This window comes from Sneathiella glossodoripedis JCM 23214 (assembly GCF_000616095.1).
GTDB classification, from domain to species: Bacteria; Pseudomonadota; Alphaproteobacteria; order Sneathiellales; family Sneathiellaceae; genus Sneathiella; species Sneathiella glossodoripedis.
In genome coordinates, this window is sequence record NZ_BAMS01000001.1 from 74289 (window position 1) to 89003 (window position 14715).

The 14715-nt window shown below is 47.0% G+C and carries 13 protein-coding genes; 3 read left to right on the forward strand and 10 right to left on the reverse strand.

The window, feature by feature from the left end:
* Positions 1 to 20 precede the first annotated feature (20 nt).
* From odhB to mdh, 5 genes are all read right to left on the reverse strand, one after another.
* Positions 21 to 1319, reverse strand: coding sequence for a 2-oxoglutarate dehydrogenase complex dihydrolipoyllysine-residue succinyltransferase (gene odhB, locus JCM23214_RS00360; protein ID WP_025896900.1), 1299 nt, complete (start codon positions 1317 to 1319; stop codon positions 21 to 23).
* An 11-nt stretch (positions 1320 to 1330) separates the two neighbouring features.
* Complete coding sequence (locus JCM23214_RS00365; RefSeq protein ID WP_025896901.1) at positions 1331 to 4222, reverse strand: 2-oxoglutarate dehydrogenase E1 component; 2892 nt, start codon at positions 4220 to 4222, stop codon at positions 1331 to 1333.
* 77 nt (positions 4223 to 4299) lie between these two features.
* Positions 4300 to 5175, reverse strand: a complete 876-nt coding sequence (gene sucD, locus JCM23214_RS00370) for a succinate--CoA ligase subunit alpha (RefSeq protein ID WP_025896902.1) — start codon at positions 5173 to 5175, stop codon at positions 4300 to 4302.
* On the reverse strand, positions 5175 to 6344 hold the full coding sequence (gene sucC / locus JCM23214_RS00375) for an ADP-forming succinate--CoA ligase subunit beta (protein WP_025896903.1): 1170 nt from the start codon (positions 6342 to 6344) through the stop codon (positions 5175 to 5177). Before sucC ends, sucD begins: the two co-directional genes overlap by 1 nt.
* Positions 6345 to 6461: 117 nt before the next feature.
* Positions 6462 to 7424, reverse strand: coding sequence for a malate dehydrogenase (mdh, locus tag JCM23214_RS00380; RefSeq protein WP_025896904.1), 963 nt, complete (start codon positions 7422 to 7424; stop codon positions 6462 to 6464).
* 308 nt (positions 7425 to 7732) lie between these two features.
* On the opposite strand from mdh, the gene JCM23214_RS00385 reads away from it, so the two are divergent.
* Entirely contained in the window at positions 7733 to 8311 is a 579-nt protein-coding gene (locus JCM23214_RS00385) for a hypothetical protein (protein ID WP_025896905.1), read from the forward strand.
* 55 nt (positions 8312 to 8366) lie between these two features.
* On the forward strand, positions 8367 to 9494 hold the full coding sequence (zapE, locus tag JCM23214_RS00390; RefSeq protein WP_025896907.1) for a cell division protein ZapE: 1128 nt from the start codon (positions 8367 to 8369) through the stop codon (positions 9492 to 9494).
* Here zapE and JCM23214_RS00395 read toward each other — a convergent pair.
* The gene (locus JCM23214_RS00395; RefSeq protein ID WP_025896908.1) at positions 9491 to 10102 is read right to left on the reverse strand and encodes an FMN-binding negative transcriptional regulator; all 612 of its coding nucleotides are present in this window, start codon (positions 10100 to 10102) and stop codon (positions 9491 to 9493) included. The two genes, zapE and JCM23214_RS00395, sit on opposite strands and share 4 nt — an antisense overlap.
* Before the next feature lie 86 nt (positions 10103 to 10188).
* Positions 10189 to 10929, reverse strand: a complete 741-nt coding sequence (locus tag JCM23214_RS00400; RefSeq protein WP_025896910.1) for an ElyC/SanA/YdcF family protein — start codon at positions 10927 to 10929, stop codon at positions 10189 to 10191.
* A 321-nt stretch (positions 10930 to 11250) separates the two neighbouring features.
* Between JCM23214_RS00400 and JCM23214_RS00405 the strand changes: the two genes are divergently transcribed.
* Positions 11251 to 11712, forward strand: a complete 462-nt coding sequence (locus JCM23214_RS00405; protein WP_025896912.1) for a hypothetical protein — start codon at positions 11251 to 11253, stop codon at positions 11710 to 11712.
* A 20-nt stretch (positions 11713 to 11732) separates the two neighbouring features.
* Here the strand turns inward: JCM23214_RS00405 and JCM23214_RS00410 are convergent, their stop codons facing one another.
* The 3 genes from JCM23214_RS00410 to sdhD are packed head-to-tail and all read right to left on the reverse strand — an operon-like array spanning position 11733 to position 14714.
* The gene (locus JCM23214_RS00410) at positions 11733 to 12515 is read right to left on the reverse strand and encodes a succinate dehydrogenase iron-sulfur subunit (RefSeq protein ID WP_025896914.1); all 783 of its coding nucleotides are present in this window, start codon (positions 12513 to 12515) and stop codon (positions 11733 to 11735) included.
* 18 nt (positions 12516 to 12533) lie between these two features.
* A complete protein-coding gene (gene sdhA, locus JCM23214_RS00415; RefSeq protein WP_025896915.1) occupies positions 12534 to 14327 on the reverse strand; it encodes a succinate dehydrogenase flavoprotein subunit in 1794 nt (597 codons plus the stop codon).
* 6 nt (positions 14328 to 14333) lie between these two features.
* Positions 14334 to 14714: a succinate dehydrogenase, hydrophobic membrane anchor protein gene (sdhD, locus tag JCM23214_RS00420; protein ID WP_025896917.1), complete on the reverse strand. Its 381-nt coding sequence runs from the start codon at positions 14712 to 14714 to the stop codon at positions 14334 to 14336.
* Position 14715 lies beyond the last annotated feature (1 nt).

Here is a 14715-nt window from a genome sequence, read left to right on the forward strand (position 1 = left end):
AGGGAAGCGTATTCAATAAATTAAACTTCCAGCAACAGACGCTGCGGATCTTCCAAGGCCTCTTTCACCCGGACAAGGAATGTCACTGCTTCTTTGCCGTCAATTATGCGATGATCGTATGAAAGCGCCAGATACATCATAGGCCGGATCTTGATTACTCCATCAACCACCATCGGACGTTCCTGAATCTTATGCATTCCCAAGACCGCTGATTGTGGCGCATTCAGGATCGGGGATGACATGAGAGAGCCGTAAACACCACCATTTGAGATCGTGAATGTACCGCCCTGCATATCTTCCATGGTGAGTTTGCCATCACGGGCTTTCCGGCCCAATTCTGCGATACCTTTTTCGATACCGGCAAAACTCAACTCATCAGCGTCACGCAACACCGGAACGACCAAACCATTTGGCGTACCAACGGCGACACCAATATGATAATAATTTTTATAGACTATATGGTCGCCTTCGATTTCAGCGTTCACGGCAGGTAGTTCTTGTAATGCTGCGACACAGGCTTTTGTGAAAAACGACATGAAGCCAAGGCGGGCACCATGTTTTTTCTCAAACCTGTCTTTATATTCGGCCCTTAGAGCCAACATATTGGTGAGGTCAACCTCGTTATAGGTTGTCAGCATGGCAGCAGTATTTTGAGCGTCTTTCAAACGCTGAGCGATGCTTTTACGCAGGCGAGTCATTTTAACCCGTTCCTCACGCTCTGCTTCAGGGCGCGGTCCTGCCGCCGGCGCTGATGTCTCAGACGCAGCAGGTGCTGCAGGAGTTGGCGATGCTGTTGGAGCCGGTGATTTGCCACCATTATCCAATGCTTCCAATACATCTCCTTTGGTTATCCGACCGTCTTTGCCAGTACCGCGAATATTGCCAACATCCAGATTGTTCTCATCTATCAATTTCTGCGCTGCAGGAAGTACTTCTGCAGGTCCATTATTTGATGGAGCCGCTGCTGGTGCAGTTGCCGCTGGCGCTTCTTTTGCTGGAGCTGGTGTCGGAGCAGCTTCCGCCTTGGGGGCTTCTTTCTTAGGTTCCTCTTTTTTGGCAGGCGCCGATGTATTTCCATCAGCACCAGCCGTGATGTGACCTAAAAGTGCACCCACCTCAACATCTTCACCCTCTGCAACGATAATCTCCTCTAGTCGACCAGATTCCGTTGCATTGACTTCAAGCGTCACTTTGTCTGTTTCCAGTTCCAGAAGCGGTTCATCCTTGGTCACGGAATCGCCAGCTTTTTTAAACCATGTACCGACAGTAGCTTCGGTGACGGACTCGCCAAGTACAGGCACTCGAATTTCGACAGTCATAATACTTCTTCCTATTCGGATTTGATGCCTAGGGCATCATCAATTAATGCAGCTTGCTGAATATTGTGTTTCTTCAGAAGACCTGTCGCCGTGGATGCTGAGGCTGCACGGCCAGCATAACGTGCACGCTTCACCTTTTTCATTCCCACTTTGGCAAATGTTTCTTCAAGATAAGGTTCAATAAAGGACCATGCCCCCATGTTCTTAGGCTCTTCCTGACACCAAACAATATCATCCACATGAGTGAAATTCTTCAGCTCTTCAAGAAGTGCTTCTTCAGGGTAAGGATATAACTGTTCCAGCCTGAGGAAGTAGGTTTCCTTCTGTTTCAACTCATCACGACGGGCTTTCAGGTCATAATAAACCTTACCCGAACATAAGATTATCCGCTTCACATCCTTAGGTTTGCACAACACTTCATTATCATAGAGCACGCGATGGAATGTTGATCCTGGCCCCATATCCTCTAGCGTCGATACCGCTTCCTTGTGCCGAAGTAGTGACTTAGGTGTCATTACAACAAGAGGCTTACGGAATTTGCGGTGAATTTGCCGCCTCAGAACATGGAAATAGTTCGCTGGCGTCGTGCAATTCACAACCTGCCAGTTATCTTCGGCACTTGATTGAAGATATCTTTCAAGACGTGCAGATGAATGCTCTGGACCTTGCCCTTCATATCCATGCGGCAACAACATAACCAAGCCACTCATCCGAAGCCATTTTGACTCGCCGCTCGAAATAAACTGGTCAATGATTACCTGCGCACCATTGGCAAAGTCACCAAACTGAGCTTCCCAAAGAACCAATGCATTTGGTTCCGCCAGTGAATACCCATACTCATAGCCAAGAACCGCCGCTTCAGACAGCATACTGTCAATGACTTCGTAATGTGCCTGATCTTCAGACAGATTATTTAGTGGCAGATAACGTTCTTCAGTCATTTGATCTACAATGACTGAATGACGCTGTGAAAATGTACCACGGCCACAATCCTGACCTGATAATCGCACAGGGTACTTTTCTTTCAATAGAGATCCGAATGCAAGAGCTTCGGCTGTCGCCCAGTCGATGCCCTTACCCGTTTCGATCATCTTTTTCTTGTTCTTCAGAACCCGCTGCAAGGTCCGGTGGACATTGTGCGTTTCTGGTACGTAACAAAGCCGTTCCCCGATCGCCCGCAACTCTTCAATATCAACTGCGGTTGATCCCCGGCGAGCGCCCTGATCGGCTCGACCGAGTCCTTGCCAACGCCCTTCAAACCAGTCTGCTTTATTTGGCTTGAAACTATTTGCTGTTTCAAACTGCTTTTCAAGATAATCCCTGAACTCTTTAATAAAGCCTTCAACCTGCTCTTCCGTTACAACACCTTCCTCGATCAACTTTTTCGCATAAATCTGCATAGTTGTCGGGTGTTGCGCAATTGTGCGATACATCAAAGGCTGCGTGAATGCAGGTTCATCGCCTTCATTATGACCATGTCTGCGATAGCAGAACATGTCAATTACAACATCAATCTGGAATTTTTGACGGAATTCGGTGGCAATCTTAGCCACATGGCAAACGGCTTCCGGATCATCACCATTGACATGGAAGATCGGCGCCTGAACCATCTTACCCACATCCGAAGGATAAGGGCTGGAGCGCGAATATTTAGGGCTGGTCGTAAAGCCAATCTGGTTATTGACCACAAAATGTATCGTACCAGAAGTCCGATAGCCTTTTAGTTCAGACAACCCAAAACACTCAGCAACAATCCCTTGCCCGGCAAAAGCAGCATCACCATGCAACAACAGTGGCATCACCTGGCCGCCGACGTCTGATCCGATTTGAGCCTGCTTAGCCCGTGCTTTACCCAGTACGACCGGGTTCACAGCTTCCAAATGCGATGGATTAGCTGTCAAAGACAAATGAACGCTATTTCCATCGAATTCACGATCAGAAGAAGTTCCCAAATGATATTTCACGTCACCGGATCCTTCGACATCTTCAGGGTTAGCAGGATTACCCTGAAACTCTGAAAAAACGGCCCTGAACGGTTTTGCCATGACGTTGGTCAATACATTCAGGCGGCCACGGTGAGGCATGCCCAGCACAATTTCCTTTACGCCAAGCTGACCACCGCGCTTGATAATTCCTTCCAGAGCCGGAATCATCGCTTCACCGCCATCAAGTCCGAAACGTTTTGTGCCGGTGTATTTGACATTCAGGAAATGCTCAAAACCTTCGGTTTCGATCAGCTTTCGAAGGATAGCAATTTTACCTTCGTCAGTGAACGTGACTTCCTTATGGCGACCTTCAATCCGTTCCTGTATCCAAGCCTTCTGATCAGGCTCCTGAATATGCATAAACTCAACGCCAATGCTGCCGCAATAGGTGCGTTGAACAATATCCAGAATTTCACGGATCGTTGCTGTTTCAAGGCCAAGAACATTATCCAGAAAGATTTCACGATCCCAGTCATCTTCTTCGAAACCATATGATCGTGGGTCAAGTTCTGGATGCTCTTGCGGAATTTCAAGTCCAAGCGGATCCAATTTGGCTTTTAGATGTCCCCGAACCCTGTAAGATCGAATGAGCATCAAAGCGCGGATTGTATCAACCGCAGCAGCGCGCACATCTTGTTGTGGCAAACCGCCTGTTTCCGCTTTTTCTATTGATCTATATGCAGCATCACCAAGGATTTCATACTCATCCTCAGGAACTGTACCGTTAGCAGGCGCCCAAGGGGCTCCTTTGCTTTCGTTTACAATAGTATCGGCATCATCGCCTAATGTCTGAAAATATTGCTGCCAGCTTACATCAACTGAGGATGGGTCATTCTGATAGCGGAGATAGAGTTCTTCAATAAAACTGGCATTGGTGCCAGTTAGAAAGGAAGAGGAGTTGTCCAATTGCTGAGCCATTTTTTGGTCATTGGGCGGGTGATTAGCCCGCCCCCTTAAGTAATAAACTAGTTCTGATAGAAGTTAGTAGTACAAGACTACCCTTTCAAAACTCTTACCAAAGTAGAACCAAGTGCAGATGGACTGTCAGAGACAGTAATACCTGCACTTCGCATTGCTTCCATTTTATCGTCGGCACCACCTTTACCGCCAGAGATGATTGCACCAGCATGTCCCATACGGCGCCCCGGAGGAGCAGTAACACCTGCAATAAAGCCAACAACAGGCTTCTTGATCTTGGACTGCTTCAGAAATTCTGCAGCTTCTTCTTCCGCAGAGCCCCCGATTTCACCGATCATGATGATAGATTCTGTTTCATCATCATGCAGGAACATGTCCAGACAATCGATAAAGTTCGTACCATTTACCGGATCACCACCGATACCGATGCAGGTAGACTGGCCAAGTCCAGCGGCAGTAGTCTGTGCCACGGCTTCATATGTAAGCGTACCCGAACGAGATACAATACCAACATTGCCACGACGATGGATATGTCCAGGCATAATGCCAATTTTGCATTCATCAGGTGTAATCACACCTGGGCAGTTTGGACCGATTAGACGCGTTCCACTATCCTTTAGCGCGCGTTTTACACGCACCATATCCAGAACCGGGATGCCTTCTGTAATACAGACAACAAGCTCAACGCCTGCATCGACAGCTTCCAAAATTGCGTCACCAGCAAATGGCGGTGGCACATAGATCACAGACGCATTTGCACCAGTTGCATGAACAGCTTCATCGACTGTATTGAAAATTGGCAAATCCAGATGTGTTTCCCCACCTTTTCCGGGAGTGACGCCACCAACCATTTTCGTACCATAGGCAATTGCCTGCTCTGAATGGAAGGTCCCTTGAGAGCCTGTGAAACCCTGACAAATGACCTTTGTGTCTTTATTGACGAGTACGGCCATTACGCTGCCTCCTTCACTGCTTTTACAATTTTTTCTGCTGCATCGCCCAAATCATCAGCAGACAGAATTGGCAATCCTGACTCTGCAAGTATTTTCTTGCCAAGATCCACGTTGGTACCTTCAAGGCGCACAACGAGTGGAACGCTTAACGCAACTTCTTTCGCTGCAGCGACCACACCCTCAGCAATCACATCACAACGCATGATGCCGCCAAAGATATTAACGAGGATACCTTCAACATTTTTGTCTTTCAGGATGATCTTGAAAGCTTCTGTAACTTTTTCCTTGGTTGCCCCACCGCCCACATCGAGGAAGTTTGCAGGGTCTCCACCATTCAGCTTGATAATATCCATAGTCGCCATTGCGAGACCCGCACCGTTCACCATGCAACCGATATTGCCATCGAGCTTGATGTAATTGAGGTCATATTGAGCGGCTTCCAACTCGGAAGGATCTTCCTCATCTGGATCACGCAGCTCCGCAATTTCTTTCTGACGGAACAGGGCGTTATCATCAAAATTCATTTTCGCATCCAGAGCGATGATATCCCCAGAGCCCGTCACCACAAGTGGATTGATTTCAACAAGGCTGGCATCAGTATCGACAATGGATTTGTACAGCGCCATTATGAATTTTACAGCCGCACTAACCTGCTTACCTTCAAGGCCAAGCGCAAAAGCTATTTTACGTGCATGGAAAGCGCTAATTCCTGTAGCCGGGTCAATACTGACCATGTGGATTTTCTCAGGAGTTTTTTCAGCAACTTCCTCAATCTCCATGCCGCCTTCAGTTGACGCCATAAAAGTCACGCAATCTTTGGCGCGATCAATAATAGCACCCAGATACAGTTCGCGCGAGATGTCGCATCCGTCTTCAACATAGACGCGTTTCACTTCCTTGCCTTCTGGTCCGGTTTGATGAGTGACCAGTTGCATGCCAATCATGGATTTTGCAGTTTCCACAACTTCCTCAATTGACTTCACAACCTTGACACCACCGCCAAGCCCACGCCCACCGGCATGGATCTGCGCCTTGACCACCCATACCGGGCCACCAAGTTCCTGTGCGACTGTCTTTGCTTCTTCTGCAGTATAAGCGACACCGCCCTTGGGGACAGTAACGCCGTATTTTCCGAGTAGGCCCTTGGCCTGATATTCATGGATATTCATAATATTCCGCTATTCGCAAGTTGGGATCAGCTAATTGCTGGTCGGATTTATGAGTTCAATTCAAACTATAACACCCAAAAAAAGGGGCACAACCGCTAAGTTATGCCCCTTATTCTGTTAGCCTAAACTAGGATCAATGCCGATACAGGCTTCGACGAGCCCTTTCACAGCATCTACTGAATGATCAAACATTTTCTGTTCCTCATCATTCAAATTAATTTCGACGACTTTTTCAACGCCCCCTTCACCAATCACTGCAGGTACACCCACATACATGCCTTTCTGGCCATACTCACCGTTTAGATGCGCAGCCACAGGAAGGACCCGTTTTTTATCTTTCAGATATGCTTCTGCCATAGTAATGGCACTTGATGCCGGAGCGTAAAACGCTGAGCCTGTTTTGAGCAATGCGACAACTTCAGCGCCGCCATTTCTGGTGCGATCAACAATTTCGTCAATTTTTTCCTGAGTGGACCAGCCCATTTCAATAAGATCAGGGACAGGAATTCCCGCAACCGCAGAATAGCGAGTGAGCGGAACCATAGTATCGCCGTGACCACCCAGAACAAAGGCATTCACGTCTTCCACAGAAACATTAAACTCCTGCGCCAGGAAGAGGCGGAAGCGTGCACTGTCCAGAACACCTGCCATACCCACAACTTTATTATGTGGAAGACCGCATTTTTCACGAAGAACCCACACCATCGCATCAAGCGGGTTGGTGATACAGATAACAAATGAGTTGGGCGCATATTTTTTGATACCTTCGCCAACTGCAGTCATTACCTTGATATTGGTCCCCAGCAGATCGTCACGGCTCATTCCAGGCTTGCGAGCAATACCTGCTGTTACGATACAGACATCCGCACCTTCAATATCAGCATAATCACCTGTACCGACGAAGTCAGCGTTGAAGCGATCAACGGGTGAAGAGGAAGCGATATCCAGCGCCTTACCCTTTGCCAGTCCATCGTTCAAATCAACGATAACAACATCACCAAGCTCCTTGAGCCCAGCCAGATGCGCAAGGGTGCCACCAATATTACCGCCGCCGATCAATGCTATTTTTTTGCGAGCCATTCTAATCTCCGGTTTTTAAAGCAGAGAATTCCTCTAGGTCAGAGGTGATCCTCTATTGAGTTTTATAGCTTGGGTACTACCTCGTTTCGGGTCCGAGGGCAAGCTCACCGAAACAAAAAGTAACCATTTTTTTTAACCATGCTACGGGCACCATTTCAAAACACATAATTTTCACCGACCCCACCTCTTGATCCCGTTGCTTCAAACAGTTTTGTGTAAAATTATTCTATGTCGGTAAACAGTTAGTAAGATTTGAATGCTACTGAATGTTCTGGAATTAAAGTTATTCAATATTATTCTGCGGGATCATGGCAGCAAAACGTAAACGAATCATTAGGAAATTTGCCATTTGTGGTGTTGTCTGCGTAACAGTAACTGGCTGTGCGGAAACAATCATTGCCGGCATGACCATAATGGATCTGTTTACAGCGGGATCCCTGACCTCTACCTTCCTTACAGGTAAGGGACTGGGAGAACATGCGATGGATGCCGTGACAGGGCAGGATTGCCGTATTCTTGAAGGTGTTTTCAGAAGTGACCGCGCCATTTGCGAGCCTGAGGGTTCTGTTGCAACTAAGGATGACTTTAAAGGAATTGTCGCACTCCTTGACACTCCAGCCGGTTCAGATATCCAATTGGCGGAGCTACCCCTTGATTCATCACGTTTTCCCGAAATTGACGCAACCGTGACCAAAAATGCCCCTGAACTTCTTAAAACGTTAAACAAAAACAATGTTGTAAGTATTGCCGGCCACGACCTCATCGCTGACAACCGCCACATGCACCTAATCAAGGCAACCAAAGACTACACAAAACCCACCACAATGGTCACGCCAGTTGGAAAACAGGAATTACGGGATCGTTTAACCTCTACAGGGCTCTTTTGAGCGCAGGTACTGTTAGCACTTTACTTATTTTCAATTCCTTGGCAAAACGCCAGCTATGACTTCATCAGGACCTCTGGACGCTTATCGCGCCCTTCGACGAGACAACAAGATACAACATGACCCAATTCAGGAACTTGCAGTTGAAAAACTGCAAACCCTGCATCGGCGCTTGATGTCATATAATCCGCAAACCAGCGCGCACTGGACAGATATTTTTCGCTTGGGCGCTCGTAAGCCACGTGTTGAGCCGCCACAAGGGATTTACATGTATGGTGATGTTGGGCGCGGGAAATCCATGCTAATGGATCTTTTTTTTGAAAGTGCACCGGTTGAACGCAAAAGACGAGTGCATTTTCACGCCTTTATGCTCGAAGTACATGCCTTTATTCATGCATGGCGGCAGGATAAGGCCAAAAAAGGCGATGACCCACTGGTTCCCCTTGCCGAAAAAATTGCAAATGATGCCTGGCTCTTGTGTTTTGACGAATTTCAAGTGACTGATGTTGCGGATGCAATGCTGCTCGGACGACTGTTTGAATTGCTCTTCGAACATGGAGTAGTCGTCATTGCTACATCAAACCGAATTCCTGAGGATCTCTACAAGGATGGCCTTAACAGAGAATTGTTCCTTCCATTTATCGAATTAATCAAAGAACAGCTCGATATTCTTCATCTATCGGGTGGAACAGATTACCGCCTAGACCGCTTGTCAAAAAGTAATGTTTATTTCTCGCCGCTGAGCGAAGAAGCTGACAAACATATGGATGACACCTTTTCTTTGCTTACGGAAGGAAGCAGCCCGAAACAGAAAACCCTGTCCCATCAAGGCCGTAAACTTGAAGTACACACTTATGCGCGCGGTGTCGCGCGGTTCTCATTCGAAGAATTATGCGCCCGACCACTTGGTGCGTCAGATTATCTATTACTCACGGACGAGTTTCATTCCCTCCTTCTTGATCACGTTCCCGCTCTGGGCCCACATAATCGCAACGAAGCCAAACGCTTTGTTACCCTCGTTGATGTACTATATGAGGCAGGCGCAAATCTGATACTCTCCGCGGAGGTAGAAGCTGACAAGCTGTATCAGCAAGGAGACGGACATTTCGAATTTGCAAGAACCGTGTCACGGCTCATGGAAATGCGCTCCGAAGAATATCTCAAAGGGCACATTGCGAAACCCTAATCATCAATGATATCTGCCTGCCAAGTTGCAAGTTCGCTGTGTTTAAGAGCTTGCGCGAGTGCAATCTTATCCTCAGCAGTCTTATTTTGACCCAATTTCACCTTCGCTTGTAAATTCTCTACAGGGATTTCGAAAGCTACAATTGCTTTTGCCATTGCCTCTAACCTTTTCCCGTCAAACTCTTCAACACGCCATGGCCTTTCTCTACCGGCCTCATTTTCATCGCTCAGGCGCTTCAAGACTGAAAGGACACTTTCGGGATCCTGATAAATCATGACAGTTCCATAGGCGTGGACCGCAACATAATTCCAGGTCGGCACATTAGCGTCACTCTTATAGTAACTCGGGGAGACATAGTCATGCGGCCCATTAAAGACGACCAGAGATTTTCTGTTTTCTGTGAATAAACGGCCATGAGGATTGGCACGCGCAATATGACCATATAACGTGCCAAACTCTCCTTGGGTCGCGTCATATGACATAGGTAGATGCGTTGCTTGAGGCAGACCCGTTTCATCACTGGTAATAAGCTGCGCAAAACTTGCATTGGGCAGGATTGCGAGCAAAGTCTCAACCGGCGATGCTTTAAATGGCTTTGGTATATACATATGTGTCCTCTTCATTAGAGGTTCTGTTTACGACTTTATTGGCTCCTTAAAAGGCCCAATCTACAAGAAAATATAGAGCCAATTAATCAGATCAATCCTTTCCAATAATAAACCGTAAGCCCGACATATTCCTTAAGAGCATGTTTCCAGTAATAAAATCCGTCAAATCCTGGAACTAAATCGGCTGACCCCAGGGAACTGTCATTAATTCCAACAATTACCATCCGCACATCCACACCTTGCTTGACTAACGCAGCTCGTGTCCGAAAAGCATGTATGCCTGAAACGAACACAACAACCTTGTTCAGCTGCTCTGACTTCAACAACCTGCTGATGTTGGCAGCATGCTCAGCTGTTCCTCCTGCGCCAAAAGACAATAGTAAGCGTGTTTCAAGTTCCAATTTACTCACAAGAAATGGCAACTCACTAGCGCCATCCTGATCCGATCCGGATATCAGCAGCGGCACTTTCAATTGCTCAACCAGCTTTTGGGCGCGCATCACTCTGGTAAAAGAAGTTATAGACGGAAGCACTTCTTTAGTTGTGGGGTCCTGATGTCCGCCAGCCGCGATAACTGCAATTGCATCCACTTCCCCGGCTATTAGTTGCGACTGAGCGACTTCCAAGCGAACGCCAATATCGATGGGGCGCAGTACCATCTTACCTATGATGGGAAAACTCATAAAAATAAGCAGCAACAAGGTTAAACGCAGATACCATCGACGCCCGGTAAACCAGGCAATGAGGACAGTCATCGGAAGCACAATTAACAACACACCTCCAAGAGACATCCCGTCCATTAATTGCGCCAGCATATAACCCTGCATTTCCCCCCCCTTTTGGCTAGTTTGACTAATCAACAAATTGCTTTCAAGCCAATAAAAAAGGCCGCCCGAAGGCAGCCTTTTGATTACATGACGTAAAAATTAATTGAATTTGCTTCTTCAAAAATTCTCACATTTAGTGTTACATTTAAGACATTTCGTAAGCACAACTTAACATTCAGTCAATAAATTATAATGCCCTCTGGAAATATAAATTACCACAAAACAGATTCACACGAAACGATCTCAATACCAACAAGAAAACACACCATTAATTCCATAGTTATTATTTTATTTTCTATCACTTTGATAGGAACTATTGGAATGTTTCTTAATATAAGCCTGAACGCAACAAATAATGTAAAGAATGTAGTAGGTTTGATTTACTATATTTTCGTTTGCCTGACCCTTTTTTTAGCGATTCTTTACCCGTTTTACTTGTTATTTTTAACATTTCGACCAAAGCGTCAGGAAATTTTAAAGCTGCTCCCTGATCAACTACAGATACATACCGGAACTTATCCTATCCGATACACAAAAAGTATCTCCAACTTCTATCGTCAACTTAAAAACAACAGACAAAGAATATTCAAAATCAACAGTAAAGATGCTTTAAAAACACGATTGATTAGAGACGATGATCTCAATTTTCTACAAATTCTTCACAACAATAAGTATGTAGATGTCGCCGCGGGCGCAACCGACCAAGTACGAGAACAGCTTTTTCATCATATTCTCGACTATTATGAAAAAGAACAAAAAAGGCCGCCCGAAGGCAGCCCCTAAATTGCTTATAACGGTCGTCGTTATCCGCGACGTTCGACCATCATTTTTTTGATCTCTGCAATTGCCTTGGCTGGGTTCAAGCCTTTGGGGCAAGTGTTTGCGCAGTTCATGATTGTATGACAGCGATATAGACGGAACGGGTCTTCGAGGTTATCCAAGCGCTCCCCAGTGAATTCATCGCGGCTATCTGCAAGCCAGCGATAGGCTTGTAGTAAGATAGCTGGACCCAGAAAACGGTCTGAGTTCCACCAGTAGCTTGGGCAGGATGTAGAACAACATGCGCACAGAATACATTCATACAAACCATCCAGTTTTTCACGATCCTCCTTAGATTGGAGGCGTTCGCGGTCTGGCGGCGGCGGGGTTTGTGTCTGCATCCAAGGCTTAATTGAAGCATATTGCGCATAAAAGTTCGTCAGATCCGGCACAAGGTCCTTCACCACGGGTTGATGCGGCAGTGGATAAATATTGATGTCGCCATCGACCTCATCCATACCTTTAGTGCATGCCAACGTATTGGTACCGTTGATATTCATGGCGCATGATCCACAAATACCTTCCCGGCAGGACCTGCGAAATGTCAATCCCGGGTCAATCTCATTCTTGATCTTGATCAACCCGTCCAGGATCATGGGACCACAGTCATCCAGATCCACATAATACGTATCGATGCGCGGGTTTTCAGCGTCATCCGGTGACCAGCGATATACATTAAATGTCTTTGTATTGGTCGCCCCTTCCGGTTTTGGATGGGTCTTGCCGGTGCCTACTCTCGAATTTTTGGGTAATGCCAGTTCTACCATTTCTAACTTCCCTAACTCTTAGTAAACCCGGGCTTTGGGTTTAATGTAATCGATTTCATCTGTGAGCGTATAAGTATGAACCGGACGATAATCTATCCGTACACCTTCCGCATCACTGTGAAAAGTGAGTGTGTGCTTCATCCAGTTTTCATCATCCCGATCAGGGAAGTCTTCACGCGCATGAGCACCACGGCTTTCCTTGCGGTTTTCAGCCGCTGTCATGGAAACAACCGCCTGACGGATCAAATTGTCGAGCTCAAGGGTCTCAACCAAATCGGAGTTCCAAACAAGTGAGCGGTCAGTTGTCTTGATGTCAGACATCTGCTTTTCAACTTCACCAATTTTCTCAACGCCTTCTTTAAGGGTTTCACCCGTACGAAACACCGCACAGTCATCTTGCATAACCCGTTGCATCTTGTCTCTAATCTGGGCAGTTGATTGTCCACCATTTGCATGCCGGAAGCCGTCCAGACGAGCCAATGCTGCATCACACGCATCCGCAGCAAGCGGCGCATGTGCTTGACCGGTCTTAATAATGTCTTTAGCCCGCAGTGCTGCTGCACGTCCAAACACAACCAAGTCGATCAACGAGTTTGATCCAAGGCGGTTAGCCCCGTGAACCGACACACAAGCAGCTTCACCCACAGCCATCAGGCCTGGGACGATTGCATCCGGATTGTCGCCTTTAAGATCAACAACCTCCCCATGATAGTTGGTTGGGATACCGCCCATGTTGTAGTGAACTGTCGGAATAACCGGAATTGGCTCCTTATTCACATCAACGCCTGCGAAAATTCGAGCGCTCTCGGAAATACCTGGAAGGCGTTCTTCAATCATTGCCTGATCAAGATGATCAAGATGCAGATAAATATGATCTTTCCGACTACCAACACCACGACCTTCACGAATTTCCATGGTCATGGAACGGCTTACAACATCACGGCTGGCCAAATCTTTGGCGCTTGGCGCATAACGTTCCATGAAACGCTCACCTTCGCCATTTACCAGATAACCACCTTCACCTCGAACGCCTTCAGTAATCAGACATCCAGCGCCATAAATTCCAGTAGGATGGAATTGAGTAAACTCCATGTCCTGAAGGGGCAAGCCTGCACGCAGAACCATACCACCCCCGTCACCTGTACAGGTATGGGCAGATGTACATGAGAAATATGCGCGCCCGAATCCGCCGGTTGCCAATACAACCATATGTGAGCGGAACAAATGCAATGTACCATCTTCCAGACACAGACAAAGGACACCCTTACAGGCACCGTCTTTATCCATAATCAGGTCAAGCGCGAAATATTCAATATAGAAATCAGTGTCATACTTTAGCGACTGACTATAAAGTGTGTGCAACATGGCATGGCCGGTCCGATCAGCCGCAGCACAGGTGCGCTGCGCGGCTGGGCCTTCGCCAAATTGCGTGGTCATTCCACCAAAAGCGCGCTGATAAATCTTGCCCTCTTCAGTCCGGGAAAACGGCATACCGAACTGCTCCAGCTCCAAAACTGCTTTAGGAGCTTCACGGCACATATATTCAATTGCATCCTGATCACCCAGCCAGTCAGATCCCTTGACTGTGTCATACATATGCCATTGCCAGTTATCTTCACCCATATTGCCGAGAGATGCAGAAATACCACCCTGCGCAGCAACCGTGTGAGAGCGTGTCGGGAAAACTTTAGTGACTGCGGCTGTTTTCAATCCAGCCTGCGCCATTCCCATCGTTGCGCGGAGGCCTGCGCCGCCGGCGCCAACAACCACCACGTCATATTCGTGTTCAATAATTGGATAAGCTTCAGACATTTTACTCTACCCCCCGAGGGCCAGCTTGATTACGGCCAGCGCTGAGGCAAGACCAACAACAGCACAGAAAAAAGTGTTCAGCAAAAGAACGACAATTTTTGTACTCTCAGTGTGAATATAATCTTCGATTACAACCTGCAAACCGAGTTTGAGGTGGTAAAAAGTCACACCTATCAACAGCAGGAGAATGACAGATGTAAATGGAAGACCAAGTATATATCGGACGCGTTCATAATCAGCGCCCACCAATGCAATCACATACGCAAGCGCAATTACAAACAACGGCACCAGAGCTACAGCAGTGACTTTTTGATGCCACCAATGCGTAGTGCCCTCTTTCGCTGAGCCTAGGCCGCGCACATTCTTAAGCGGAGTTCTCATTCCCATG

Coding starts and splice junctions, on each gene's coding strand:
- odhB (WP_025896900.1), bottom strand. CDS start 1,319: ATGACTGTCGAAATTCGAGTGCCTGTACTTGGCGAGTCCGTCACCGAA.
- JCM23214_RS00365 (WP_025896901.1), bottom strand. CDS start 4,222: ATGGCTCAGCAATTGGACAACTCCTCTTCCTTTCTAACTGGCACCAAT.
- sucD (WP_025896902.1), bottom strand. CDS start 5,175: ATGGCCGTACTCGTCAATAAAGACACAAAGGTCATTTGTCAGGGTTTC.
- sucC (WP_025896903.1), bottom strand. CDS start 6,344: ATGAATATCCATGAATATCAGGCCAAGGGCCTACTCGGAAAATACGGC.
- mdh (WP_025896904.1), bottom strand. CDS start 7,424: ATGGCTCGCAAAAAAATAGCATTGATCGGCGGCGGTAATATTGGTGGC.
- JCM23214_RS00385 (WP_025896905.1), top strand. CDS start 7,733: ATGGCAGCAAAACGTAAACGAATCATTAGGAAATTTGCCATTTGTGGT.
- zapE (WP_025896907.1), top strand. CDS start 8,367: ATGACTTCATCAGGACCTCTGGACGCTTATCGCGCCCTTCGACGAGAC.
- JCM23214_RS00395 (WP_025896908.1), bottom strand. CDS start 10,102: ATGTATATACCAAAGCCATTTAAAGCATCGCCGGTTGAGACTTTGCTC.
- JCM23214_RS00400 (WP_025896910.1), bottom strand. CDS start 10,929: ATGCAGGGTTATATGCTGGCGCAATTAATGGACGGGATGTCTCTTGGA.
- JCM23214_RS00405 (WP_025896912.1), top strand. CDS start 11,251: ATGTTTCTTAATATAAGCCTGAACGCAACAAATAATGTAAAGAATGTA.
- JCM23214_RS00410 (WP_025896914.1), bottom strand. CDS start 12,515: ATGGTAGAACTGGCATTACCCAAAAATTCGAGAGTAGGCACCGGCAAG.
- sdhA (WP_025896915.1), bottom strand. CDS start 14,327: ATGTCTGAAGCTTATCCAATTATTGAACACGAATATGACGTGGTGGTT.
- sdhD (WP_025896917.1), bottom strand. CDS start 14,714: ATGGGAATGAGAACTCCGCTTAAGAATGTGCGCGGCCTAGGCTCAGCG.